Genomic DNA, 25,128 nt, shown 5'->3' with positions numbered 1-25,128 from the left:
ACGAGTGTGAGGGTGCAGATGACAGGTAGTCGGCCAGAACCGGTTTTCCCGGGTTTGAACGTTCTTCTCGAAGTCATTCACGGCCTGTGCGACCGGCCCGGCTTCTTCTACCGGAGCAAGACCGAGGAAGTGGTCGGTGACCAGCCACTTCCGCTGCTCTACCTGGAGAGCGAAGCCAGTCCGACGCCATTTCTGCGTGCTCTCGAACACAAGCTCGACGAGGGACGCCCGGCAATACCGCACGCTTATGTCGACGTGTCCTCGGTGCGCGGGGAAGTGGACAAAAGATGGCCACCGGAAGCGCGTGAGACGCCGCCGCTGTTGCCGTTGCTGGACGTGTTGAGCCATCGGTTGTCGGAGGTCCACGTCGGCTCCGAGCGGCTGACGCGCTTCGACCACTACCGGCTCGTCGACTGGCTCACGAGCAAGCGGCTGCCGCGCAAGCCGGGGCGGGACGACCGGGCGAGCGTCATCGAGCTGCTGCGGCAGTGGACCGGCAGGACCGGCGAGGACGGCGAGTCGCTGAACCGGGCCGTCGACGCGTTCATCCCGAACCTCGTGACGCGGCTGGGGCTCGGGCTGGTCGCCTGGGTCGGCAGCAAGGCCGGCTTCCGGTGGCTCGGCAAGCGGGTGCCGGGGCTCGCGCGTGAGTCGAAGTGGTTCATGCGCGGGCAGAACTTCGCGCTGCCCCACCACTCCATCGAGTTCCTCGGGTTCGCCGAGCGGCTCACGCTGGGCAGGCGCGAGTCCGAGAACGAGGAGCAGATCAAGCTGCTGCTCGTGCACGCCTTCCTGGAGGACCTGCGGATCTCCTACCGGCGGCGCCGGCGGTTCCTGCCGCGCAGGGCCGGCTTCCGGCGCACGGCCTACCTCCCCGTGCTGCTCGACGGCGTGACGAAGGACAACGGCGGCTGGGAGCTGCTGGAGCTGATCAACGACGTCCGCAACGAGACCGGCGAGGCAGATCCGCTGCTGGTGATCGCCGCCAGTTCGGTGCAACCGGCGTTGTCGCAGCGGCTCGGGACCACGCCGGTCGCGCCGGACGAGACCGCGGACGCGCTGGCGACGTGGCGGGAGGAGCTGCCGCGCAAACGGCAGATGCTCGCGCCGGACGCCCGCTACCTGATGATCAGGCTGCCGTTCGCGAGCCCGGACAAGAAGAAGTGGAAGGGAGCGCCCGCGTTCACCGCGGCCCCGGTGAAGTGGCTGGCGCGGCCGAGGCGGCTGGAGACGATCATCGCGACGATCGCCGTGGTGTTGCTGCTGCCGGGGTTCGTGACCGTGCAGAACCACCTCCAGGCGAACTGCGCGCTCGTCGGTTCCGCCGTCTCGCCGGGGGTGTCGACGCGTCTGATGGACGTCGACGGGCACGCCGAATGCGTCGGCTACAGCGACAACGACAACCAGGTGTTCGGGTCGAACGAGCGGCTGAGGTGGACGCAGAAGGCGGTGTTCGCGCAGAACGAGGAGGCCGAGCGGCTGCACGAGTCGAACGGTGAACGCCCGCTCGTCTCGTTGCTCTACTTCTCGAGTCTCACCCACAAGGACAGCAACCCCGACGCCGACCACTCCAGGGCGGAGGAGCTGGAGGGGATGCTGCTCAAGCAGCGGCAGCAGAACGACAGGTCGGGTTCGGGGCCGTTGCTGCGCATCGTGGTCGCGAACGGCGGCGCCAAGATGGACCGCGCGTACGACGTGCTGACGGAGATGCTGACCCCGTTGCTGGAAAGGGATCCGAGCATCATCGGGGTGATCGGGCTCGACCGCAGCGTCGAGCAGACCAGGAAGGTCATCACCTCGCTCGGGTCGCTCGGTGTGCCGACCATCGGCACCACGCTCACCGAGGCGTCGCTGCCGAAGCTCTCGACGATGTACTTCCAGCTGATCCCCGGCAACGTCAGGCAGGCCGACCTCGTCCGGAGGTACGCGCAGCACGTCCGCGCGACCAGGGTGACGATCCACCACCCGAAGCTGAAGCAGGACGACGTCTACCTCGACAACCTGGTCGCGGTCCTGGGACAGGAGCTGGCCAGGTGGGGCGTGACGTTCGAGGCGCGCGAGTGGGCCGGCGGACCGCAGGAGGTGCCGTCGCAGTGCGTCGAGGACCACTCCAGCGAGCTCGTGTTCTTCGCAGGCCGTGAGGAGCACTTCGGCGAGTTCCTGCAGGCGGTCGGCAGGAACTGCTATGACAAGAACCGCCTGCCGCGCATCCTCGCGGACGACGCGATCATCCGGTTCATCGCACAGGAGGCGAGTCGCAAGCGCGACTCGCTGGCCGGCATGCGCGTGTCCTACGTGAGCATGGCCGGACTCGTCGTGCTCGCGGGCAAGTCCTGCGTCGACGGCAAGCCGGACGCCGGGGTCCGCGGCGGACTGCCCCTGGACGCCTTCTGCGCCGGCTACAGCAAGCTGGCCAAGGAGGTTCAGGACTCCGCGCTGCCGCGGGAGGACAAGCCGGCCAAGCCCTGGCCCGGCGAGCACATGGCGGTCGCCTACGACGCGGCAGGGCTCTTCCTCGACGCCGTGCGCAACGCCCAGGCCCGCCTGGCCGGGTACACCCCGCACCGCGGCGCGATCGGCGGGGAGCTGCGCGAACTGGAGTTCTTCGGCGCCACGGGACGTACGGACTTCAAGGTGTCCAGGGTCGGCGAGACGAGGAACTTCACGATCCTCGAGATCGCCGACATCTACGACTTCGAGCAGCAGCCCGCGTGCGTCTACCTGACCGGTGACCTGTACGGCCCGGACTCACCGCGCCGGGAGAACGGTTGCCCTGCCTAAATCTTGGGTACAGCGCGGTCGATGATCGAGGCGAAGTCGGTGGACTTGGGGAGCGTGCCGAACGCAACTCCCCAGTCCCCGCCCAGCCGTGACCCGAGGAACGCGTCCGCGACGGCGGGGTGCCCGTGCTTCACCAGCAGGGCGCCCTGCAGGATCAGCGCCATCTTCTCCACGACCCGGCGCGCCTGCGACTCGTCCACATCGGACAGCGCGGTGCCGAGCTCGTTCAACGCCCTGTCGATGCGCCGGTCGACCCCGGTGACGGCGGCGAGGAACTCCTGCACCGAGTCGGGTTCCTTCTTCATCGCGCGCAGCACGTCGAGCGCGGCGACGTTGCCGGAGCCCTCCCAGATCGACATCAGCGGCGACTCGCGGAACAGCCGCGGCATGCCGCTGTCCTCGATGTAGCCGTTGCCGCCCAGGCACTCCAACGCCTCGGCGGCGTGCGCGGGACCGCGTTTGCACACCCAGTACTTGGTGACCGCGAGGCCGAGCCGCGGCCGGTGCCGCGCGAGCCACATCGCGGCCGTGGTCGCCGCCTCGGACTCGATCGCGAGGTCCGCCAGCACGTTGCGCATGGCGGGCTGGTCGATCAGGTAGCTGCCGAACGCCTTGCGGTGCGCGGCGTGGTGCGCGGCCTGCCTGAGGCCGGCGCGCATGCCCGCGGCGCTGCCGAGAACGCAGTCGAGGCGGGTCATGTTGACCATCTCGATGATGGTCCGCACGCCGCGGCCCTCGTCGCCGACGCGGTGCGCGAACGCCTCGTCGTACTCGATCTCGGCGGAGGCGTTGGACTTGTTGCCCAGCTTGTCCTTCAGTCGCTGCAGGAAGAACCGGTTGCGCGTGCCGTCCGGGAGCACTCGCGGCACGAGGAAGCACGTCAGTCCGGCGGGTGCCTGCGCGAGGGTCAGGAACACGTCCGACATCGGCGCCGAGGTGAACCACTTGTGCCCGGTCAGCAGGTAGCCGTCGGCGACCGGCCGCGCGACAGTCGTGTTCGCGCGCACGTCCGATCCGCCCTGCTTCTCGGTCATGGACATGCCGGCGATCAGGCCCTGCTTGGACAGCGGTGCGCGCAGCCCGAAGTCGTAGTTCCGTGCGGTGAGAAGGGGTTCGTAGTTCCCGGCCAGATCCGGCGCCACGCGCAAAGCGGGCACGGAGGCGTAAGTCATCGAAATCGGACAGCCGTGGCCGGCCTCGACCTGGGACCACACGTAGAACTTGGCTGCCCGTTCCAGGTGCGCACCGTCGACATAGGCGTGCAACCCGTGCGAAACAGCGACGTCCATCAGTTCGTGCCACGCAGGGTGGAACTCGACCTCGTCGATTCGGTTCCCGAATCGGTCGTGGGTGTGCAGCACCGGCGGGTAGGCGTTGGCGAGCCTGCCGCGCTCCTGCCACTCGTGGCTGCCCGCGAGCCTGCCCAGCGCGTGCAGTTCGGCGTCGTCGACCCAGCTGAGCAGGGCCGGGTCGTCCGCGACGTCGTGGCCGCTCAGCAGCGGGACCTGGTTGGTCACCTCGTGCGTAGCCATGCCCGCACGTTACTACTCGCAAGTAACTTTGGGCAGGGGGCCGGTGAAGATCGCTGGCCCATTCGGGCTTTTGGGCGTGCCAAGGACGCTGACGAGGAATAACGTCGTTCTGGTGAGTGACCATGGGCACAGCTCGGCCGTGGCTGCGCTGAGCGCGCAGTACGCCGCGATGCGCGAAGGTGCGCCAGTGCGGCTCGCGAAGAAGACGTCGAACCTCTTCCGGTTCCGGGCCGACCAGGCCGGCGGGCTCGACGTCGGCAGGTTCGACCAGGTCCTGTCCGTGGACCCGGTCGGACGCACCGCACAGGTGCAGGGCATGACCACCTACGAGAACCTCGTCGCCGCGACACTTCCGCACGGCTTGATGCCGTTGGTGGTGCCGCAGCTCAAAACCATCACCATCGGCGGTGCGGTCGCCGGGCTCGGCATCGAGTCCACGTCCTTCCGCAACGGGCTGCCGCACGAGTCCGTGCGGGAGCTCGAGATCCTCACCGGCGACGGCGAGGTGGTCGTCGCCAAGCCGGACGACGACCTGTTCCGCGCGTTCCCCAACTCCTACGGGACGCTGGGGTACGCGCTGCGGCTGGAGATCGAACTGGAGCCGGTGCGCCAGTACGTCCGGTTGCGGCACGTGCCGTTCGGTTCGTTCGCGGAGTGCGCCGCCGTCATCGAGGAGGTCTGCGAGGACGGCTCTGCGGACTTCGTCGACGGCACCGTGTTCTCACGCGGTGAGATGTACCTGACGTTGGGCCATTACGCCGACATCGCGCCCTACACGTCGGACTACACCGGCAACCAGATCTACTACCGGTCCATCCAGGAACGCCGCACGGACCACCTGACGATCCACGACTACCTGTGGCGCTGGGACACCGACTGGTTCTGGTGCTCGCGGGCGTTCGGCGCGCAGAACCCGGTCGTCCGTCGCATGTGGCCGAAGCGCTACCTGCGTTCGGACGTGTACCGCGGGCTCGTCGCGAAGCACCGGCGGCTGAGGCCGCGCACGGACGTCGAGCCGGTGATCCAGGACGTGGAGATCCCGGTCGCCGGACTGGCCGACTTCCTCGACTTCTTCGACCGCGAGATCGGCATCACGCCGGTGTGGCTGTGTCCCGTTCGCCTGCGCGACAACACCGGCTGGCCGCTGTACCCGATGGACGAGGACACGCTGTACGTCAACGTCGGGTTCTGGTCGGAGGTCCCGGTACGACCGGGGGAGAAGATGGGTGACCGCAACCGGCTGATCGAGCGCGAGGTGGCGCGGCTGGGCGGCCACAAGTCGCTGTACTCGGACTCCTACTACACCGAGGACGAGTTCTGGCGGCACTACAACGGTTCGCACTACCGGTCCGTGAAGGCCCGGTACGACCAGACGAACCGCCTGCCTGATCTGTACGCCAAGTGTGTCAGGGGACGATGAATGCGGTTGGCCTCCATTTTCCAGAGCATCACAGGTGGCAGCGACGTTCGCTTCCAGGCCTACGACGGCAGTACCGCCGGGCCTTCCGCGGCCTCGGTGTCCATCGACATCAAAACACCGGAAGCCCTGTCCTACCTGGCATCCGCGCCCGGTGAACTGGGGCTGGCCCGTGCCTACGTGACGGGTCACCTGGAGATACTCGGCGACGTGCACGCCGGTCTCTCCCGGCTGTCGGAGTTCTCGCTGCGAGAGCTCCCGTGGCTGCAACGGGTCGAGTTGCTGCGGTTCCTCGGCCGGATCCGGTTGTCGCACAAGGTGTCTCCGCCGCCGCAGGAGACGCGCCTGCGTGGCCTGCGGCACTCCAAGGCCCGCGACTCGCAGGCCATCGCGCACCACTACGACGTCTCGAACCAGTTCTACGAGTGGGTCCTCGGCCCGTCGATGGCCTACACCTGCGCCGTGTACCCGGCCGCGCACTCCACATTGGAGGAAGCTCAGTTCGCCAAGCACGACCTGGTGGCGCGCAAGCTGGGGCTCAAGCCCGGCATGAGACTGCTGGACGTCGGCTGCGGCTGGGGCGGCATGGTCATGCACGCGGCCCGCGAGTACGGGGTGCGGGCGATCGGCGTGACGTTGTCGCGCAACCAGGCCGAGTGGGCGCAGAAGGCGATCGTCGAGGCCGGGTTGTCGGACCTGGCCGAGGTGCGGCACCTCGACTACCGCGACGTGCGGGAGACCGGGTTCGACGCGGTGTCGTCCATCGGCCTGACCGAGCACATCGGCAAGGCCAAGCTGCCCGCGTACTTCGATTCGCTGTACCGCAAGCTGAAGCCCGGCGGCCGGCTGCTGAACCACTGCATCACCCGGCCGGACAACAAGCAGCGGGCGTTGTCGGGACCGTTCATCGACAGGTACGTGTTCCCGGACGGTGAGCTGGTCGGGCCCGGCCACCTCGTGTCGCTGATGCACGACACCGGGTTCGAGGTGCGGCACGAGGAGAACATCCGCGAGCACTACGCCCTCACGCTCGCCGCCTGGAGCAAGAACCTCGACGCGCACTGGGAAGAGGCGGTCGAGGAGGTCGGCGAGGCTCGGGCGCGGGTGTGGCGGCTGTACCTCGCGGCGTCACGGCTCGGGTTCGAGCGCAACAACATCCAGCTGCACCAGGTGCTCGGGGTGAGGCTGGACGGGACGACGTCGCACATGCCGTTGCGCCCGGACTGGCTTTCCTGATCTTCGGCAAATCCAAAGAGTGATCTTCGGCAGATCGAAAGAGTGATATTCGGCAAATGTGAAGTGGATCGGTCGGCAGATCTGAACTGACCAGTACGATGAGGTGGTGCGAGAAGGTATCGACTACCGGCCGCGACGTGCGACTGAGCGGGTGACCGAGGCTATGTCGGACACCCGCGTCATCGTCCTGAACGGGGCTCGTCAGGTTGGCAAGAGCACCCTGGCTGAGAAGGTGCTTCGCGAGTACGGAGGCGTGGCACGTCTTCTGGACGACGGTGTGACAAGAGCGGCTGCCGCGGCGGATCCGTCAGCGTTCGTCCGGCACGACGGGCTGATGCTGATCGACGAAGTCCAGCGGGTGCCGGACCTCTGGCTCGAGATCAAGTACGTGGTCGACCACAACCAGCGGCCGGGTCAGTTCCTGCTCACAGGTTCGGCTCGACTTCTGGCGTTGCGAAGTCTGCCGGACGCCCTGCCTGGGCGTTCGGAGACGGTGGAACTGTGGCCGTTCTCCCAAGGGGAAATCGACGGCGCACCTGACGGTTTCGTGGATGCCGCCTTCGCGGAAGGTGCCGAACTGCGAGCCGAACCCAGCGAACTGCGGAGGAAGGACTACCTGGTCCGCGCCGCCAGAGGTGGCTACCCGGAAGCGTTGCGACGGGACAGTCCACGTCGTCGCGCTCGGTTCTTCAACGACTACCTCGCCGATCTCATCGCGCGTGATGTGAAGCAGGTGGCCGACATCGAGAGAGCGGGCGACATGCGCACGCTCATTTCGTTGTTGGCCGCACAGACCACAGGACTGTTGAGCTTCAACAGGCTTTCCGGTGATCTTGAGCTGACCGCTCCGACTGTGCGTCGATACGTGGAGATCCTCGAAACGATCTATCTCGTGCGCACGGTGCCGGCCTGGTCGGCAAACACCACAACGCGGGCTCTCGCGACCCCGAAGGTGTTCTTCGTCGACTCCGGGATTGCTGCGCATCTGGGGGCCGCCGACGGTGCGCTTCTCGAGAACTTCGTGTTGGGCGAACTCGCACGTCAGCTGACGTGGTCGGAGACGTTCGCGACGCTTCATCACTACCGGGACCGGGATCAGTACGAGGTTGACGCAGTCCTCGAAGACAACCGGGGGCGTGTGATCGGGATCGAGGTCAAGGCCGCGGAGTCCGTCCGGACGGACGATTTCCGCGGCCTGCGCTTGTTGCAGCGGCGTCTTGGTGAGAGGTTCTACGCGGGGTTCGTGCTGTACACCGGTCGCGAGTCGTTCAGCTTCGGTGACGGCATGACCTGTTTGCCGATCTCGGCGCTCTGGACCTCTTAGCTCAGCTCGTCCACGATCTGCTTGGCCGTGTTGGACGGGATCGCGAACCCGATGCCCACGCTCCCGGCCTCACCGCTGCTCGACGCCGGCGAGTAGATCGCCGAGTTGATCCCGATCAGCTCACCGGCCGCGTTCACCAGCGCACCGCCGGAGTTTCCGGGGTTGATCGACGCGTCGGTCTGGATCGCCTGGTACGACACGGAAGACGCGCGGCGGGTCTCGCCCGGCACGGTCACCTTGCGGTCCAGCGCGGACACGATGCCGGTCGTCACGGTGCCCTGCAGCCCGGACGGCGAGCCGATGGCCATCACCGCGTCGCCGACCTTCACCGAGCCGGAGTCCGCCCGCTTGATCGGCGTCAGGCCGGACGCCCCGGAGACCTGCAGCACGGCGAGGTCCGAGGCGGGGTCGGTGTTGACCAAGGTGGCCGGCAGCTCGCGGCCGTCGTTGAACTTCACCGTGATCTGGCCACCGGCCGAGGCGACGACGTGGTTGTTGGTGAGGATCTTGCCGTCCCCGGAGAGGACCACGCCGGAGCCGAGGCCGTTGCCGACGTTCACCTGCACCACCGAGGGCAACACCTCGGAGGCGACGGCGCTCCAGTCCAGTGTGGACGTGTTCGAGATCGTCTGCGCGGAAACGGTGGTGGACGTCGGGGCGGCGTCCGGCGAGGCGATCACCGCTCCGGTGACGCCTCCGAACAGGCCGGCGACGAGCGCCGCGGCCGTGAGCATCGGGGCCGTTCGGCGCCAGAACTTCGGCGCGACGACGGCGGGCTGCGGTTCCACCAGTGTCCCGCTCATCGCGGGGAAGCTCTGCTCGGTCATGACTCCACGATGGACCCCCATCATGTGAGCCGGCTGTGCCGAAACCCTCGAAAATCCTGATAAGAACTAGCTGAGGAGGAGCGCGGAGACCTCGGCGGCCGACAGCACCGGCCCGAAGTGCGCGCCCTGGCCGCCCGTCACGCCCAGCTCCGCCAGCCTCGCGGCTTCGGTGGCGGTCCGCACGTCCTCGGCGTAGAGCGGCAGCTTGAGCAACGAAGCCCACCGCAGCAGGGCCACCGAGGCGCTCGCCTCGACGCGGTTCGCGCCCTCGTCGAGACCGTGCACGACGGCGCCGGTGAACTTCACGCCGCTCAACGGCAACTGGCGCAGCCGGTCGACGCCGACGTTGCCGCCGTTCATCTGGTCCAGCACCAGCCCGATGCCGCGCCCGGCGAGGATCGTGAGCTCGTCGAGCTGTTCGTCGTTCAGCAACGCCGGCAGGTGCTCGTGCAGTTCGAAGCGCAGCAACGACGCGGGCAGACCGGTGCGCTCCAGCACGCGGGCGACCTCGGCGACGAGCTCGGGCTCCTGGCACAGCCGCGGCGGCAGGTCGATCGACAGCGCGGGCATCCGCGCGCCCAGCGCCAGGTGCCAGTCGGCCGCGTGCCGGCACGCGGCCTCCAGCGCCCAGTGCACCAAGCGGACGATCATGCCGTTGCTCGACGACTGGCCGAGGAACGCGTCCGGGCACAGCACCCCGCGTTCGGGGTGGTCCCAGACGATCTTGGCCTCCAGCGCGAGCACCGAGCCGTCGGTCAGCGAGTGGACGGGCAGGTAGTCGACGCGGAACTGGCCCTCTTCCAGCGCGCCGGGGATCGAGGCCGCGAGCGCGTACCTCTCCTTGTCGTGCACGTCCCGTTCGTGGTCGTACAGTGCCCACTGTGCCTTGCCGTCGCGCTTGGCCCAGCCGACAGTGACGTCCGCCGCGCGCAACAGGTCCGCCGAGTCGCCGCCGCGCGCCGCCCGCGCCACGATGCCGACGCTCGTCGTCACGCCGACGCCGTGCGAGCCGATCCAGATCGGCTCCTCCAGGCGTGCGGTGAAGTCCTCTACAAGGGCGACCACGCTCCGCACGTCCTGCGGGTTCTTCACCAGCACGCCGAACTCGTCCTCGCCGATGCGCGCGACCTTGGCGGCCTCCTCGGAGAACACCGCCCGCAGGTGCGTCGCGACGTGCATCAGCACCCGGTTGCCGGCCTCGTGCCCGAACGCGTCGTTCACGCCGCGGAACCCGTCGATGTCGACCTGCACGAGCGCGAGCGTCTCCGGCCCCTTCGAACCGGCCACGCCCTCCAGCCAGCCGAGGAACTGCGCCCGGTTCGGCAGACCCGTCTGCACGTCGTTGAGGCTCTGCCGCACCAGCTGCGTCTGCAACGCGCGCATCTCGCTCATGTTCTCGATCATGGTGACGAGGTACGGCGGCGTGCCGTCCTCCTCGCGCACCACCGAGATCGCCATGTGCGTCTGGATCGTCTCGCCGTCGCTGCGGACCATCCGCTTCTCGACCCGGACGTTGTCGTGCTCCGACGCGATCAGCTGCTTCGTGAGCTCCCGCAGCCCGGCCCTGTCGTCCGGGTGCACGATGTCGCGGCCGCTCATCCTGCTCAGGTCCTCGTGCTTGTAGTCGAGCATCGCGAGCAACGCCTCGTTGACGTCGATGATCTCGCCCTTGAGGCCGCTCACGACGATGCCGAACGCCGAGCTCTCGAAGACCGCGCGGAACTTGGCCTCGCTCGCCCTGACCGCGGCCTCGGCCCGGCGCATCGTGGTGATCGCGGCCGTGCGGCTGAGCTCCTGCTGGTCGAGCGTGCGGTCGCGCAGCCCCTCCGCGTACCCGGCGGCGAGCGCGGCCAGCTGGGCCGGCGTGACCGTGGTGTGCTCACCCAGGCACGTGAGCGACTGCTCCAGCGTCGCCGAGGCGATGAGGTCGTGCTCGACCATGGACCGGCCGACCAGCCGCGCCTCGTCCACCCCGCCACTGAGCAACTGCTCGACGTAGCCGCCGAGCAGTTGCTCGAGCTTCGCGCGCGTGAAGCCCGCGACGAGGGTGCTGGAGATCGCCGCCGCCCAGCGAACGGCGGGCTCTCGGCTGTCGACCGTGTTCATTCAGCTCAGGTGGCCGTTCGTGGGGGACCGGGGTGATCTGCTCGATCGGCTGACGCGGTACCACCACCAGGAGTGGGTCCAACGGGAAAGCTTACTGATCAGTCAGTACCTGTCCAACGGAACCCCAAAAGCCGGTCGAGAATCGACGAATCGACCACGATTTCACTCGTTTGAACTAATGAATCACCTTGCTGAAGGCCAGTGGGCCAATTGTCAGGGGGTCTGTATCAACGTCGAACAACGGTGTGTAACCGGTCGCCAGGTACAGCCCTTTCGCCTCCGGCTGGCGCGGTCCCGTGGTGAGGTAGATCCTGCTGTACCCAAACGTTCTGGCCTCGGTCTCCAGTTCCACGAGCACCCGCCGCGCCAATCCACGCCGGCGGTGTTGTGAATGCGTCCAGATCCGTTTCATCTCGGCGGTTTCCGCGTCGAACCGCTTGAACGCACCGCCCGCGACGGCCACTCCTGCTTCCACCAGCAACAGGAACTGTCCGTTCGGCGGCTCGAACACGTCCGCCGGTCGTCGCATCTCCTCTGCGCCCATTGGTCCGTAGCGAGAGGTGTATTCGTACGTGAGTTCGGCGACCAATGGTGCCGCGGCCGGATCCGACTGCCGGACGCGGCGCACTTCGAGAGTCGTCATGCGGCCTTGGCCCGGTCTCGCTTCGCGACCTCCTCGCGAACGATCGGGATCACGTACCGGCCGAAGTCGATCGCGTCGCCGAGCAGGTCGTAGCCACGGGCGGACAGGACGTCGACGCCGAGGTGGTAGTAGTCCAGCAACGCCTGCGCGACGGTCTCCGGCGTGCCGACCAGCGCGTTGGAGTTGCCGGCGCCGCCGGTCGCCTTCGCCGTGGGTGTCCACAGTGCACGGTCGAACCGCTCGCCGCGGTCCGCGACCGCCAGAAGTCGTTGTGAGCCGGTGTTCTCCGGGCTGGTCAGCGAGTGCCGCCGGCTCAGCGGCCCGTTCGCCTTCCGTGCCTCGATCCGGTCGACCGTGCGGTGGGCCTTCTCCCAGGCCAGTTCCTCGGTCGGCGCGATGATCGGCCGGAACGCGACCTGGATCCGCGGCACGTCCGTGCGCCCGGCGTCCTTCGCGGCCTGCTTCACCGACTCGATCTGCTGCGCGGTCTCGGCCAGCGGCTCGCCCCACAGACAGAAGACGTCGGCCTCGGCGCCACCCGCCGCGTAGGCCGCGGGGGAGGAGCCGCCGAATGACACGTCCGGGCGTGGTTGCTGGACGGGGAACACGTCGCTCACGAAGTCCGCGAAGTGGTAGTGCTCGCCGTCGTGGTCGAACGCCGACCTGCTGGTCCAGGCCTTCTTGACGATCTGGATGTACTCGCGGGTGCGGCCGTAGCGCTGGTCCTTGGTCAGGTAGTCGCCCTCGCGCTGCTGCTCGTGGTCGGTGCCGCCGGTGATGAAGTGCACCGTCAGCCGGCCGTCGCTGATCTGGTCGAGCGTCGCGAACGTCTTCGCCGCGAACGTCGGGTAGCTGACGTTCGGCCGGTGTGCCAGCAGGATCTGCAGCTTGTCGAGCTTGCCGGCGAGATAGGCGGCCGCTGCCGAGGGTTCCGGCGCACCCGATCCGTAGGCGAACAGCACGCGGTCCCAGCCGTGCTCCTCGTGCGCCCTCGCGAGCCTGAGCGTGTAGTCCTTGTCGAACGCGCCGCTGGACGACCGCGGCGTCGTTTCCGACCCGTCGTTCGTGGCGGCGATCCCGAGAAACTCAACTGGCATGACCGATTCCCCAGAACTGGTAGTGGGAGCAGGGCGCGTTGAGGGAGGCGCCCTTCGAGTGCACACCCGGACCAGGCTCGTCGCAACGACGTCCACAGAGCGGGATTTGCTTGCACGCGCGGGGTACCGTGGTGGTGTTCGCGTTGAGGGACGTGGCTCGTTTCTCGTTGCCCTCCAACGGAAAGACGCGCATGCGCTCACTCGTCGTGATCGGCGGCGGCCCTCGTGCCGCCGGCCTGCTGGAACGCATCGCCGCCCAGTCACCCGCCTCGGCCCTGGCCGTGCACGTCGTCGACCCGTTCCCGCCGGGTGCGGGCCGGGTGTGGCGGCACGCCCAATCCCCGTTGCTGCGCATGAACTCCATGGCCGAGGACGTCACCGTCTTCACCGACGACTCGTTCGACGGTCTCGGTCCGATCCGCCCCGGCCCGTCGCTGGCGGAGTGGACCGGCACCGACCCGACAGCATTCCCGTCGCGTCAGGTGCAGAGCAGGTACCTGGAGTGGTTCTTCGACCACGTAAGGAAATCTCTGCCTCCGAACATCTCTGTGATCGTGCATCAGGCTTCGGCCATGAAGGTCGACGGCGACCGGGTGTGGCTCGACAACGGCTCCTCGCTGACCGCGGACGTCCTGGTGCTCGCCTTGGGACACCTCGACGCCGAGCCCGAACCCGAACACCGCAAGCTCGCCGAGCACGCGTCAGAACAAGGCCTGGTCTACGTGCCACCGCTGTACTCGGCCGACGCGGACCTGTCGGCCGTGTCCGGCGACGTGGTGCTGCGCGGGTTCGGGCTCGCGTTCATCGACCTCATGGTGCTGCTGACCGAGGGCCGCGGCGGCCGGTACGTGCGTTCCGGCGGTCAGCTCACCTACGTGCCTTCCGGTGCGGAACCGACGCTGTACGTGGGCTCGCGCCGAGGCGTGCCGTACCACTCGAAGACCGGCTACCGGCTGCAGGGAACCCGTCCGTCGTTGCCGCACTTCTTCGTCGCGGACGCCTTGCAGGGCCGCGAGCTGGACTTCCGGGCCGACGTGTGGCCGTTGATGGCCAAGGAGATCGCCTGGGGTCACTACCACGAGCTCTTCACCGGACACCCCGGCCTGGTGCGGATGCCCTTCGTGGAGTTCGCCGCCTCGTTCACCGCGTTCCCCTGGTACAGCAACGAAATGCGGGCGCTGGAGGAGCTCGCCGTGCCCGATCCGGCCGACCGCATCGACTTCGAACGGCTCGACCGCCCGCTGGCCGGCGTGACCTTCGGGTCCGCGGAGGAGTTCCAGGAGCACCTGCGTGCATACGTCGAGGCCGACGTGGCCCGGCGTTCCGATCCGCGGCACAGCGCCGACCTCGGGGCGTTCCTCGCACTGCTGTCGGTCTACGGCCAGCTCGCGGGCCTCATGCCGTTCGACGGCTGGTGGCACGGCTACTTCAGCTACCTGGCCTCGGGCCCGCCACCGGACCGGCTGGAGGAGCTGCTGGCGTTGTCGCGCGCGGGAATCGTGCGGTTCCTAGGCGCCGACATGTGGGTGGTGGCGGTGGAGGGCGCCTTCGTGGCGGGCAGCGCGACGACGCCGGACGTGGTGCGCGCCAACGGCCTGGTCGAAGCCCGGCTGCCGACGCACTCGCTGTCGCGCACGGCTGATCCGGTGCTGCGGTCGTTGCGCGCGGCCGGCGACGTCTCCGAGGACGCCGCCGGGCTGGTGCGGGTGTCGCCGGCGGGACGCCTGATCAACGAGAACGGCGACGAGGACCCGGTCCGGTTCGCCGTGGGGCCCTACACGACGGGGAGGGCGTTCGCGGCGTTCGCGCGGCCGAACACGAACGCCCCGGCGTTCCGGCAGAACGACTTGCTGGCGCGGGAGGTCCTGCGCCGGCTAAGCGACTGAGGTGTAGCGCCCCTGGTGCCGCACCAGGGGCGCGGCGAGGTCGGAGTGCGTGATGTCCAGCGGTTCGCCGACCAGCGCCACGTGGTCGCCGACCGCGATCCGCCGCGCGGTCCGGCACCGCAGCCGCACCGGCGCGTCCAGCAGCCACGGCACACCGTCGTCGTCCTCCTGCCACCGCGTTCCCGGGCCGAACCTGTCGACGCCCTTGGTGGCGAACAGGTCCGCGAGCCCGGTCTGCGCGGCGTCCAGGAGGTGCACGGCGAACAACGGCGCGGTGCGCAGCACCGGCCACACCGACGCGCCCTCACCGATCCACACGACGACGAGCGGTGGTTCGAACGAGACGGAGGTGAACGAGGAAACCGTTGTGCCGACCGGACCTTCGGACCCGGTGGCGGTGACGATCGTGACGGCCTGGGCGTGGTGCCTCAGCGCGTCGCGCAGCTGGTCCTTCATCGCAGCACCTTCAGCGCGTCCAGGTCGAAGTCCGCGGCGTCGGCGGGAAGCGCGGCCTCGTTGAGGAACAGTGCCTGGGGCACCACCGCGCCCAGTTCGGCGAGCACCGGTCGCAGGTGCACCTCGACGGCGAGGGCGTGCTTGTCGGACGCGGCGATCTGCAGCGGAACGACGAGCTTGCCCTTCAGCCAGCCCGGCGGTGCCTGGTCCAGCACGGCCTTCAGCAGGCCGGTGTACGCGGCCTTGTACGTCGGCGTCGCCACGACCAGCACCTCGGCCTGGCCGAGCGCCGCCAGCGCGGCCTTGATCGTGTCCGGTTCCGTGAACACGGCGGGCGCCAGAGCGGCCGCCTCGACGACGGGCCCCTCGACGGGCACGCCCAGCGTCGCGGCGAGGGCCTCGCGCAGGGCCAGGGCCGCCTGCAGCGTGCGTGAGGCGGGCCGCGGGTTGCCGACCAGAACACCGATCTGCGTCATGCCTTCCAGCACAGCCGCAAGCTCGGGGACCGTCAACCCGCGTCCACCACGCGGGACCTACTTGACGGCCTCCGCCGCCGCACGCCCGGCCACCCGGCCGGAGAACAGGCAACCACCGAGGAACGTGCCCTCCAGCGCGCGGTAGCCGTGCACGCCACCGCCACCGAACCCGGCGGCCTCACCGGCGGCGTACAGGCCCGGCAGCACCTCGCCGGAGTTGTCGAGCACCCGCGACGACAGGTCGGTGTGCAGGCCTCCCAGCGTCTTGCGCGTGACGACCGAGAGCCTGACCGCGATCAGCGGACCGGCCTTGGGGTCGAGCAGCCGGTGCGGCTCGACGACGCGGATCAGCTTGTCGGTCAGGAAGTGCCGTGCCGCGCGGATCGCGTTGACCTGCATGTCCTTGCTCAGGCCCGCGGTGACCTGGCGGTCGCGCTCGACGATCGTCTTCTCCAGCTGGGCCGCGTCGATCCGCGAGTCGCCGGTCAGCGCGTTCATGCCGCGGGCCAGGTCCGCGACCGTGCCCGCCTGGATGAACTCCTTCGACTTCTGCGCGAACGCCTCGACGGGTGCCACGGCGCCCGGCAGCGCGCGCTTGAGGACGGCCTTCGTGTCCTTGCCCGTGAGGTCCGGGTTCTGCTCGGAGCCCGACAGCGCGAACTCCTTGCCGATGATCCTCTTGTTCAGCACGAACCACGAGTGCTCGTGACCGAGCGAGGTGATGTGCTGCAACGACCCCAGCGAGTCGAAGCCGGGGAAGAGCGGGATCGGCAGCCTCTTGCCCTCGGCGTCGAGCCACAGCGGCGACGGGCCGGGCAGGATGCGGATGCCGTGCCGCGACCACACCGGGGCGTAGTTGGCGATGCCCTCGGGGTAGTGCCACATGCGGTCGGCGTTGATGATCGCGCCGCCGGCCTTCTGCGTGATCTCCATCATCGAGCCGTCGACGAAGTCCGGCACACCGGCCAGCATGAACTTCGGCGGCGTGCCCATCCGCTCCGGCCAGTTCTTGCGCACGAGGTCGTGGTTGCCGCCGATGCCGCCGGACGTGACGACCACGGCCTGCGCCGAGAACGAGAAGTCGCCCGCGACCGTCCGCGAGCTCGGTTCGGCCCTGCCGGTCGACGAGGCCTCCAGCACGTCGCCGGACACGCCGTCGCACACACCGTTGGTGACGTTGACGTTCGTGACCTTGTGGCGGAACTTGAGCGTCACGAGTCCCTTCGCGACGGCCTCCCGCACCCGGCGCTCGAACGGCTCGACGACGCCCGGCCCGGTGCCCCACGTGACGTGGAAGCGCGGCACCGTGTTGCCGTGCCCGTCGGCCAGGTAGCCGCCGCGCTCGGCCCACTGCACGAGCGGGAACCAGCGCATTCCCATGTTGTGCAGCCAGGAGCGCTTCTCACCGGAGGCGAAGTCCACATAGGCCTGTGCCCACAGCCGTGGCCAGTGGTCCTCCTCCCGGTCGAACGCGGCCGAGCCCATCCAGTCCTGCAACGCCAGGTCGTGCGAGTCCTTGACCCGGAGCCTGCGCTGCTCGGGGGTGTCCACCATGAACAACCCGCCGAACGACCACCAGGCCTGGCCGCCGAGCGACGCCTCAGGCTCCTGGTCGAGGAGAATGACCTTGCGACCCGCGTCCGCGAGTTCTGCGGTCGCGACGAGACCTGCGAGGCCCGCGCCGACGACGATGACATCCGCGTCATGTGCCATCGGGCGAGTCTAGATCTACCGCTGGTCACACACGAGACCTGAGTCAATTTCACTTTTTGGGGGATGGGGTTCGATGAGCTTCCGACCGGCTTCCGAGGTGGGCTTCGCGACGGCGACCACGCGTTTTGTGGCGCCGGGGTCCGTCACGAACGGCGAGTTCGGCCTGTTCGAATGGCGGATGGAGGCCCGCCAGCCCGGTGCGCGCCCGCACTTCCACAAGACCTTCTCGGAGTCGTTCTACGTGCTCGAGGGCGAGATCACGCTGCTCGACGGCGAGGAGTGGGTGACGGCCGGCGAGGGCGACTTCCTCTACGTGCCTTCCCATCGGCCGCACGCGTTCCGCAACGACAGCGACGCCCCGGTGCGGATGCTGATCCTGTTCTCGCCCGGGATCGCCCGCGAGGACTTCTTCCTGGAGGTGCGGAACGCGAAGGGGCTCTCGCCCGAGGAGTTGGTCGCGTTCTACGAACGCCATGACCAGTACAACCTCTGAAAAGAGCCGTCGACCGTCACTGCCGGTGAGGGGGGTTTACCGGAGTGCCGGTCGACGGCGGGTTGACCGCGGCGCGAGCACGCGACGCCTGCGGAAGGGCTTTTCCGGCCTGGGGGTGCCGGATCGCCCTGGCGAGCAGCTCGAGCGCCAGCGGCCAACCACTTCGTTGAACGTACAACCGGGCTGTTGTGTTCCGGTCGGCTTTCACTGTGACCAGGCTCAATTCCTTCAGCTGGCCTTCAGGTTTCCGGCAGTTTCGGCCGGGTACGTCACTTGGCGTGACAGCACGGCTCCCGACGATCACGAGCCTCGCCGAGCTCACGGGCTTCATCGGCGAGGACGTCTACCTGCGCTGGTCCAAGGGCCCCGAGGCCGACGCCGCCTCCAGGTCGCGCGACTCGCTGACCGGGGTGGAGCTCCCCGGCCTGTCCGCGAGCCCGTTGCGCGTCGAACCGTGGTGGGACGACCGTTCCCGCGAACTGTGGGTGGCCCGCCGCCTCTTCGACTACCGCCACCTGCGGGACCTGCGCGGGCCCGACGTCCGCGCGTGGGTGCTGCGAGGCACCGAGGTGGGCCGCGGCCCGGACAACGAACCCCTGGTCCGCTGCCTGGAGCCGCTCGCCTGGGTGGCCGACAGCGCGCTCGAGGAGTGCTCGTCGCTGGTCGGCGCCCAGCACTCCGACGAGTGGGGACCGCTGGACCGCTCTAGCTCAGGTCGTTGAGCTTGCGTTCGGCGGCCTTCCGCGCCTTCTCCGCCGCGCTCGTGACCCGCTTGGCGTCCTCCAGCCGTTCCGCGGCCCGGTCGAACGCCCGCTGCGCCGCCAGCTGGTCGGCCTGGGCCTCGCCGAGGGCCTGTTCGGCCTCGTCCAGTGCCTGCCGGGCCTCGGCCCGCTTGCGTTCCTGCCGCTCCCGCCGCTTGCGGGCCAGCGCGTCCTCGCCTGCCTGGGCCGGCTCGGGCGTGGGGAGCGCGAACCCGAACCCCGAGTACTCCAGCGCCTTGGTCAGGTGCCCGGCGCGCACCTGCTCGGCGGACTCGGGGTCCGCCATCGCGGCCGTCAGCGTGCTGCGCACCTGCGTGACGGCGTCGTCCGCGAGCGGCCCGGTCAGCTCCAGCGTGCGGTAGACCAGGGCCTCCATGAGCTCTTTGCGCTTGCGGCCCAGCTCGCGCATGGTCAGCTGCGCCGTGGACAGGCCCAGCGCCTCCTCCAGGCCCTCGGGGGCGTCCCGCACGAGCTTGTTGACCGCCCAGGCGCCGACGGTGGGCTTGCGGAGCTCCTGGATGGCCTTGGCCAGGTCCTTGTCCTCGGCCTGTTTCGCCGCGGCGTTGCGGGCCGCGGTGAAGTCCTTCGGAGGCAGGCCGTAGAGCTCGTCGGCGACCGGCTTCAGGTCCATGGGCGCAAGGTAGCGCCTGACCGGCCGTCAGTCCTGCCGAACGGCGCTCAACAAGACGGGCTCCGGCGGCGTTCAAGGGACAGGATCGGGTAAACAGGATGGAGACATGCACACCAGGTGGAGATGGGTCCTGTTCGGCCTCGGCGTCGCCGTGGCCGCCATCGGTCCGCTCGCGGCCGTGAACGGTCCCTGGTACGGGTACGTCTTCGGTGGCCTGTGGTTCCTCATGGGCGGCACGGTGGCGTGGCGGACCTTCAAGATGGGCACCAAGGTCACGAGCGAGGGCATCACGTCGAACGGGCTCGACCGGCAGGTCGTCGTCGAGTGGTGCGACGTCGAGGTGGTCGAGCCCGCGCGCAAGCGGAACCTGATCTTCTTCCACACCATCGCGCCCACGGCACGACTGCGCCGGGGCCGGCACGCGCTGACCGAGCTGAGCCTGCTCTCGATCAAAAAGGACTCGGTGCCCGAACGGACCGCGAAGCAAGTGACGGAACTCCAGCAGGCCCTCGTCGCACATCGCGCCCACTGCCCCGCGTGTGGAGCGCAGCCTGAAGTGCTCGCCATCCCGCAGGGGATCGTCGGGCGCCTGCGTGCGAGATTGCGTGGGCTAATGGGCGGAAATAGCGATCAGTCCATCGCCTGATGCCGGGATCCTGTTACACGCCAAGGTCGTTCACCGTTGACACAGCCTTGACATTCCCCTCCATCAGCTCTTGACTGGAGGACGGTTGCTCGTTCCACGTTGGAAAAGAAACGCGCAGCATTAAAAGCGCGCCCGTTCAAGCCGCTGAACAGTCCAATGTGGATCTGAGAATTAGTCCGGTCCGACGATTGCCCTCCGCGAGGCGAAGAGATGTGCTTCGGAGCACTCTTTACCCCACGAAGGGCACATGCGCCGTGAAGAACTGGAGACGCCGCACCGGAACGGTCTTGTTGACCGCGGTGTTGGGCACTACCGGGTTCGGCTTCGCCGCCACCCCTGCCATCGCGCAGAACGCACCACAGCAGCAGCCGGCCGCTGACAAGCAGCTGGACAAGCAGGACCGGGCGCTCGTCGACCAGGCGGCCAGCGAGGGCCGGCCGACCGTCGACCTGCTGGTCGCCGCCGAGGACGGCAAGACCGACGCTGCGGTCAACGACCTCAAGGCGCTCGGCGCCACGGTCCAGAAGACCGAGAAGGACGTCGACTACGTCAAGGTGACCATCCCGCGTGAGAACGCGGCGAAGGCCGCCAAGCTGGCCTCGGTCAGCACCGTGGACGTCGACGGCCTCATCGCTCTCGACAACCCGCGGCCCGAGGGCATGGAGCAGCCCGCTCCGCAGAAGGCGCCGGACTCGAAGACGCCGCGCGTCAACCCGTACATGCCGACGCAGGACACGCAGGCGGCGCAGTTCGCTCTCGCGCACCCGAAGTGGGACGGCCGCGGCTCCACGATCGCCGTGATCGACTCGGGCATCGACCTGGACACGCCCGCGCTGCAGACGACCAGCACCGGTGAGCGCAAGATCATCGACTGGTACAACGCGAACGCCACGAACTCCGGCGACGGCACCTGGGTCACCATGACCAAGACCGGTCGCGTCGGCAAGTTCACCGAAGGCGGTCGCGAGTGGACCGCGCCGGCGACCGGTGGCCCCTACTCGTTCGGCCTCTTCAGCGAGACCGCGGGCGACCTGAACCTCGCCAACAGCGAGACCGGCGGCGACATCAACCGCGACGGCGACCGCACGGACTCGTTCGGTGTCATCCAGGACATCACGACGAAGGAAGTTTTCGTCGACAACGATGGTGACGGCAACTTCACCAACAACAAGCGCATGATCGACTACAAGGTCAAGCAGGACGTCGGGTTCTTCGGCACCGACAACCCCGCGACCCCGGTCATGGACCGCATCGCGTTCGTCGTGCAGACCGACCGCTCGATCTACGACAACGCGGGCACGCCGTACGTCAACCTGGGCATCTCCGCCGCGCACGGCACGCACGTCGCCGGCATCACCGCGGCCCACAAGATGTTCGACGGCAAGATGGCCGGTGCGGCGCCCGGCGCGAAGCTGATGGCCATCAAGGCCTGCCTCACCACGCCGTCCTGCACCAGCTCCGGTCTCATCGACGGTGTCCTCTACGCCGCGCGCAACGGCGCCGACGTCGTGAACATCTCCATCGGTGGCCTCCCGGCCCTCAACGACGGCAACAACGCCCGTGCGGAGCTCTACAACCGCACGATCAACGAGTACAACGTCCAGATCTTCATCTCGGCGGGCAACTCGGGCGCGGGCGCCAACACCGTCGGTGACCCGTCGGTCGCCACGGACGCGGTGAGCGTCGGCTCGTACATCACCAAGGAGACCTGGCTCTCCAACTACGGCTCGAAGACCACGCAGAAGCAGAGCCTGCACGGCTTCTCGTCGCGCGGCCCGCGTGAGGACGGCGGCTTCAAGCCGAACATCGTCGCGCCCGGCTCGGCGATCTCCACCACGCCGCGCTGGCAGGCCGGCGGCCCGGTGGCGGGCACCTACGCCCTCCCGCCCGGCTACTCGCAGTTCAACGGCACGTCGATGGCCGCCCCGCAGGCGACCGGTGCCGCCGCGCTGCTCGTGAGCGCGTTCAAGGCCACGCACAACGGCCAGAAGCCCACCAGCGCCGAGCTGCGCTACGCGATCCAGCGCAGCGCGAACTTCGTGAGCACCCTCGGTGCCTACGAGCAGGGCGCGGGCCTCTTCAACACCAACGCCGCGTGGACGCTGCTGGACAAGCACTCCGTGCCGGACCAGGTCACCACGTCCGTCGCGGTCAACACCGTCCTCAGTGGACTGCTGGCCACCCCGAACGTCGGTGTCGGCATCCACGACCGCGAAGGCGTGAGCGCGGGCCAGGAGTACACCCGCACCTACACGCTGACCCGCACCACGGGCCACGACGACGAGACGTACAAGGTTTCCTGGAAGGGCAACGACGGCACGTTCACGGCGCCGAAGACGGTCGAACTGCCGCTGAACACGCCGGTCCAGTTCGCCGTCAAGGTCAAGGCCAAGACCGCGGGTGTGCACAGCGCCGTCCTGCAGCTCGACAACCCGGAGACCCCCGGTGTCGACGCCCAGACCCTGAACACCGTGTTCGCGGCGGAGAACTTCAACGCCGCCAACAAGTTCTCGGTCACCAAGTCCGGCACGATCGCGCGCAACCAGTCGACCAGCCTCTTCGTGAACGTGCCCAAGGGCACGACCGCGCTGAAGGTCGACATGAACGCCGGTGGCGCCGAGGCCGGCAAGGGCCAGGTCCGCTTCCTGCGCTTCACCCCGCAGGGTGTGCCGCTCGACGTGACCAGCTCGACCAACTGCTACAACCCGGACGCGGGCGCCGGTTGTGCCGGTGGCACGCCGACCAGCCGCACGGTGGCCAGCCCGATGGCCGGTGTGTGGGAGATCGTGATCGAGGCGCGTCGCACCTCCGACGTCGACGCGGCGCCGTACTCGGTGACCGCGTCCGTGCTCGGCGCGACGATCAGCCCGAACCCGGACACCATCGCGTCCGGCACGCTCGGCACCCCGATCGAGCGCTCCTACACCGTCACGAACGCGCTGGCCAGCTTCAACGGCCGGCTCGCGGCGGGCGCTGTCGGCAGTGCCAAGACGGACCGTCCGACGATCGCGAACCTGGAGTCCCAGCAGTACGCGATCGTGGTCTCGGCCGGCTCGTCGAAGCTCACCGTCACGATCGGCAACACCGCCGACCAGGGCGCTGACCTCGACCTGTCCGTCTACAACTGCACGTCGGGCAGCTGCGTGCTCGCCGGTCAGGCGGCGGACGCGGACTCCGAGGAGTCGGTGACGATCAACAACCCCGCCGCCGGCAACTGGGTCGCGCTGGTGGACGGCTACGCGGTGCCCGCGGGCACCACGGAGTTCGACTACTTCGACGCCTTCACCTCGGCCGGTCTCGGCACGCTGTCCGTCACGGACAGCAACGCCGACCGCGCCGCCGGTGCGACGTGGAACGCGACGGGCGTCATCACGCCGCTGGGCCAGCCCGGTGCGGGCCGCGTGCTGCGCGGTGAGCTCGAGGTGCGCACGGCGGACAACACCGTCGTCGGTGGCGGCGCCGTGATCATCCAGGCAGTCAGCTAGTAGCTCGAAGCAACGCAGAAAGCCCCAGGTTCCACGAGATCCTGGGGCTTTCTACGGTTCTGGCAGCTTGTTGCCGAGCGGCTCGTCCAAGTCCACCTTGGACACACCGGCGATCAGATACGCGTCTTCCACCTTGTCGACCGGCATCTCGGCGCGCAGGTAGCCGATTCTGGGATCCCGCGACTCGACGGTCGCGCCCAGCCTCTGCAGTGCCTGCTCGACCTCCTCGTCGCGTCCCGGCTGCACGGAGATCATCAGTGGCACTGTGAGGTGGCCGTCGCGTTTCGCCTGCTCGACCCGGAGCTTGTCCGGTTTTGCTGAGGACACGATCGGCACCTCCGCCAAGGGCACGGCTGGGGACCCGTTCGTACCACAACTGCCGAGAGCCAGCGCGCAGAACGCGACGGCGAGCGGTCTTCTCATGTGTCCAGGACGGAACGGCCTCCGCGGGCGGTTGCACGCCTGAGCGCGAAAATCGTGGACCGCCCTACGGCTTGGGTCCCGCAAACGCTTGCTCCCGCAGCGCACCGTCTGCGCTCTCACCGAACACCCGAGCGTCCGTGTGCTGGTCACCGGCGGGCTGAGCCTTCTTCACCCCGGTCACGGTCTTAGTCCTGACCTGCGGCAACGCGCCGCTGTGCTGCCGCTGCACCCAGTCCACCAGGTGCTCGCGCGTCAGGCACCGCAGGTCCCACAGCTTGCCGGCGTCGGCGGCGCTCACCAGCGCACGCAACCGCACGAACCCCTGCGTGGCCTGCGTGACCTGCAGAACCGACACCCGCCCGTCCCACAGGTCGCTGCCCTCCAGCATGGACCGCATCTCCTGCCGCATCGCCTCGACCGGCACCGTCCAGTCCAGATCGAGCTCCACGGTCCCGAGCAACGCCGACTGCGTGCGCGTCCAGTTCTCGAAGGGCGTCTTGAGGAAGTACGAGGTGGGCAACACCATCCGCCGGTCGTCCCACAGGTGCAGCACCACGTACGTCAGCGTGACGTCCTCGACCCGTCCCCACTCGCCCTCGACCACCACGACGTCGTCGAGCCGCACCGCGTCGCTGAACGCGATCTGCAGCCCCGAGATCAGGTTGCCCAGCAACGACTGCGCGGAGAACGCCGCCACCGCACCGATGACCGCGGCAGAAGCCAGCACTGTGGACCCGACCGCCCGCGCGCCGGGAAACGTCATCAGGATCGCGCCGATCGCCAGCACCCCGATGACCACCAGCACCAGCCGCCGCACCAGCACGACCTGCGTGTGCACCCGCCGCGCGTGCCGGTTGTCCGTGACATCAGTGCGAATCCGCGACAGCGAAACGTCCACAAGGGTGCTGATCAGCGCGGCCAGCAGCCATGCTCCCGCCAGGATCAGCACGATGCCCAGCACGTGCAACGTGACCGGGGCGTCGACCGGGTACGCGCTCAGGCTTATCTGCGCGGCCAGCAACGCCCCGAACACCTGGCCGGGCCGGTACATCCTGCCGCTGAGGGTGAAGCGGCGGACAAGTCGGTGGATCACCTCCACCGCGAGTAGTGCGAAGGCCACTGAGCAGCCCATGACGACGTAAAGCACTGTTCCTCCTCCCGTATCCCGACGGGGTACCCGGTGTCTGGGGAGGGG

At 68.6% G+C, this 25,128-nt stretch carries 20 protein-coding genes; 9 read left to right on the top strand and 11 right to left on the bottom strand.

The features are described 5' to 3' along the window. The first annotated feature begins 54 nt into the window (after positions 1 to 54). Positions 55 to 2,781 (top strand): hypothetical protein, encoded by a 2,727-nt coding sequence (locus LX88_RS34375; protein WP_258951960.1) that lies wholly within the window; start codon positions 55 to 57, stop codon positions 2,779 to 2,781. On the opposite strand, the gene LX88_RS34370 is transcribed toward LX88_RS34375, so the two are convergent. Next, complete coding sequence (locus LX88_RS34370) at positions 2,778 to 4,313, bottom strand: acyl-CoA dehydrogenase family protein (protein ID WP_258951959.1); 1,536 nt, start codon at positions 4,311 to 4,313, stop codon at positions 2,778 to 2,780. The two genes, LX88_RS34375 and LX88_RS34370, sit on opposite strands and share 4 nt — an antisense overlap. A 169-nt stretch (positions 4,314 to 4,482) precedes the next feature. Here LX88_RS34370 and LX88_RS34365 point away from each other — a divergent pair, with 169 nt between their 5' ends. The 3 genes from LX88_RS34365 to LX88_RS34355 all read left to right on the top strand — a co-directional run bounded on the left by LX88_RS34365 (position 4,483) and on the right by LX88_RS34355 (position 8,290). Further along, complete coding sequence (locus tag LX88_RS34365) at positions 4,483 to 5,733, top strand: FAD-binding oxidoreductase (RefSeq protein WP_258952026.1); 1,251 nt, start codon at positions 4,483 to 4,485, stop codon at positions 5,731 to 5,733. Further along, positions 5,734 to 6,966, top strand: coding sequence for an SAM-dependent methyltransferase (locus tag LX88_RS34360; RefSeq protein WP_258951958.1), 1,233 nt, complete (start codon positions 5,734 to 5,736; stop codon positions 6,964 to 6,966). It begins immediately after the preceding gene. Between the two features lie 106 nt (positions 6,967 to 7,072). Continuing rightward, the gene (locus LX88_RS34355; RefSeq protein ID WP_258951957.1) at positions 7,073 to 8,290 is read left to right on the top strand and encodes an ATP-binding protein; all 1,218 of its coding nucleotides are present in this window, start codon (positions 7,073 to 7,075) and stop codon (positions 8,288 to 8,290) included. Here the strand turns inward: LX88_RS34355 and LX88_RS34350 are convergent. The 4 genes from LX88_RS34350 to LX88_RS34335 form a co-directional block, all read right to left on the bottom strand. Further along, a complete protein-coding gene (locus LX88_RS34350) occupies positions 8,287 to 9,117 on the bottom strand; it encodes a S1C family serine protease (RefSeq protein ID WP_258951956.1) in 831 nt (276 codons plus the stop codon). The genes LX88_RS34355 and LX88_RS34350 overlap by 4 nt on opposite strands. A 66-nt stretch (positions 9,118 to 9,183) precedes the next feature. Then, positions 9,184 to 11,223, bottom strand: coding sequence for a putative bifunctional diguanylate cyclase/phosphodiesterase (locus LX88_RS34345; RefSeq protein WP_258951955.1), 2,040 nt, complete (start codon positions 11,221 to 11,223; stop codon positions 9,184 to 9,186). 175 nt (positions 11,224 to 11,398) lie between these two features. Continuing rightward, on the bottom strand, positions 11,399 to 11,866 hold the full coding sequence (locus tag LX88_RS34340) for a GNAT family N-acetyltransferase (RefSeq protein WP_258951954.1): 468 nt from the start codon (positions 11,864 to 11,866) through the stop codon (positions 11,399 to 11,401). Further along, the gene (locus LX88_RS34335) at positions 11,863 to 12,963 is read right to left on the bottom strand and encodes an LLM class flavin-dependent oxidoreductase (RefSeq protein WP_258951953.1); all 1,101 of its coding nucleotides are present in this window, start codon (positions 12,961 to 12,963) and stop codon (positions 11,863 to 11,865) included. The genes LX88_RS34340 and LX88_RS34335 overlap by 4 nt, the downstream gene beginning before the upstream one ends. A 191-nt stretch (positions 12,964 to 13,154) precedes the next feature. Here LX88_RS34335 and LX88_RS34330 point away from each other — a divergent pair, with 191 nt between their 5' ends. After that, entirely contained in the window at positions 13,155 to 14,849 is a 1,695-nt protein-coding gene (locus tag LX88_RS34330) for an FAD/NAD(P)-binding protein (RefSeq protein WP_258951952.1), read from the top strand. On the opposite strand, the gene LX88_RS34325 is transcribed toward LX88_RS34330, so the two are convergent. From LX88_RS34325 to LX88_RS34315, 3 genes are read right to left on the bottom strand one after another with little or no spacing between them, the layout of a single operon-like run. Next, positions 14,838 to 15,305, bottom strand: coding sequence for a flavin reductase family protein (locus tag LX88_RS34325; RefSeq protein WP_258951951.1), 468 nt, complete (start codon positions 15,303 to 15,305; stop codon positions 14,838 to 14,840). The genes LX88_RS34330 and LX88_RS34325 overlap by 12 nt on opposite strands. After that, entirely contained in the window at positions 15,302 to 15,781 is a 480-nt protein-coding gene (locus LX88_RS34320) for an NADPH-dependent FMN reductase (RefSeq protein WP_258951950.1), read from the bottom strand. The genes LX88_RS34325 and LX88_RS34320 overlap by 4 nt, the downstream gene beginning before the upstream one ends. Positions 15,782 to 15,838: 57 nt before the next feature. Further along, entirely contained in the window at positions 15,839 to 17,494 is a 1,656-nt protein-coding gene (locus LX88_RS34315) for an FAD-binding dehydrogenase (protein ID WP_258951949.1), read from the bottom strand. Positions 17,495 to 17,567: 73 nt separating this feature from the next. On the opposite strand from LX88_RS34315, the gene LX88_RS34310 reads away from it, so the two are divergent. Then, positions 17,568 to 17,987 carry a cupin domain-containing protein gene (locus LX88_RS34310; protein WP_258951948.1) on the top strand — a complete coding sequence of 140 codons (420 nt, stop codon included), beginning with the start codon at positions 17,568 to 17,570 and terminating at the stop codon, positions 17,985 to 17,987. Positions 17,988 to 18,265: 278 nt separating this feature from the next. Then, entirely contained in the window at positions 18,266 to 18,709 is a 444-nt protein-coding gene (locus LX88_RS34305; protein WP_258951947.1) for a DUF6098 family protein, read from the top strand. On the opposite strand, the gene LX88_RS34300 is transcribed toward LX88_RS34305, so the two are convergent. Continuing rightward, the gene (locus LX88_RS34300; protein WP_258951946.1) at positions 18,693 to 19,379 is read right to left on the bottom strand and encodes a hypothetical protein; all 687 of its coding nucleotides are present in this window, start codon (positions 19,377 to 19,379) and stop codon (positions 18,693 to 18,695) included. The genes LX88_RS34305 and LX88_RS34300 overlap by 17 nt on opposite strands. Positions 19,380 to 19,485: 106 nt before the next feature. Between LX88_RS34300 and LX88_RS34295 the strand changes: the two genes are divergently transcribed. Continuing rightward, the gene (locus LX88_RS34295; protein ID WP_258951945.1) at positions 19,486 to 20,025 is read left to right on the top strand and encodes a hypothetical protein; all 540 of its coding nucleotides are present in this window, start codon (positions 19,486 to 19,488) and stop codon (positions 20,023 to 20,025) included. A 299-nt stretch (positions 20,026 to 20,324) separates the two neighbouring features. Next, positions 20,325 to 23,510: a S8 family serine peptidase gene (locus tag LX88_RS34290; protein ID WP_372511481.1), complete on the top strand. Its 3,186-nt coding sequence runs from the start codon at positions 20,325 to 20,327 to the stop codon at positions 23,508 to 23,510. Positions 23,511 to 23,561: 51 nt separating this feature from the next. On the opposite strand, the gene LX88_RS34285 is transcribed toward LX88_RS34290, so the two are convergent. Further along, the gene (locus LX88_RS34285; protein ID WP_258951943.1) at positions 23,562 to 23,837 is read right to left on the bottom strand and encodes a hypothetical protein; all 276 of its coding nucleotides are present in this window, start codon (positions 23,835 to 23,837) and stop codon (positions 23,562 to 23,564) included. 160 nt (positions 23,838 to 23,997) lie between these two features. Further along, complete coding sequence (locus tag LX88_RS34280) at positions 23,998 to 25,080, bottom strand: mechanosensitive ion channel family protein (RefSeq protein ID WP_258951942.1); 1,083 nt, start codon at positions 25,078 to 25,080, stop codon at positions 23,998 to 24,000. Positions 25,081 to 25,128: the final 48 nt, after the last annotated feature.

Source organism: Lentzea californiensis (genome assembly GCF_024648825.1).
GTDB classification, from domain to species: Bacteria; Actinomycetota; Actinomycetes; order Mycobacteriales; family Pseudonocardiaceae; genus Lentzea; species Lentzea californiensis.
The sequence above is the reverse complement of the archived record's forward strand: the minus strand, read 5'-3'. Positions and strand labels throughout refer to the sequence as shown.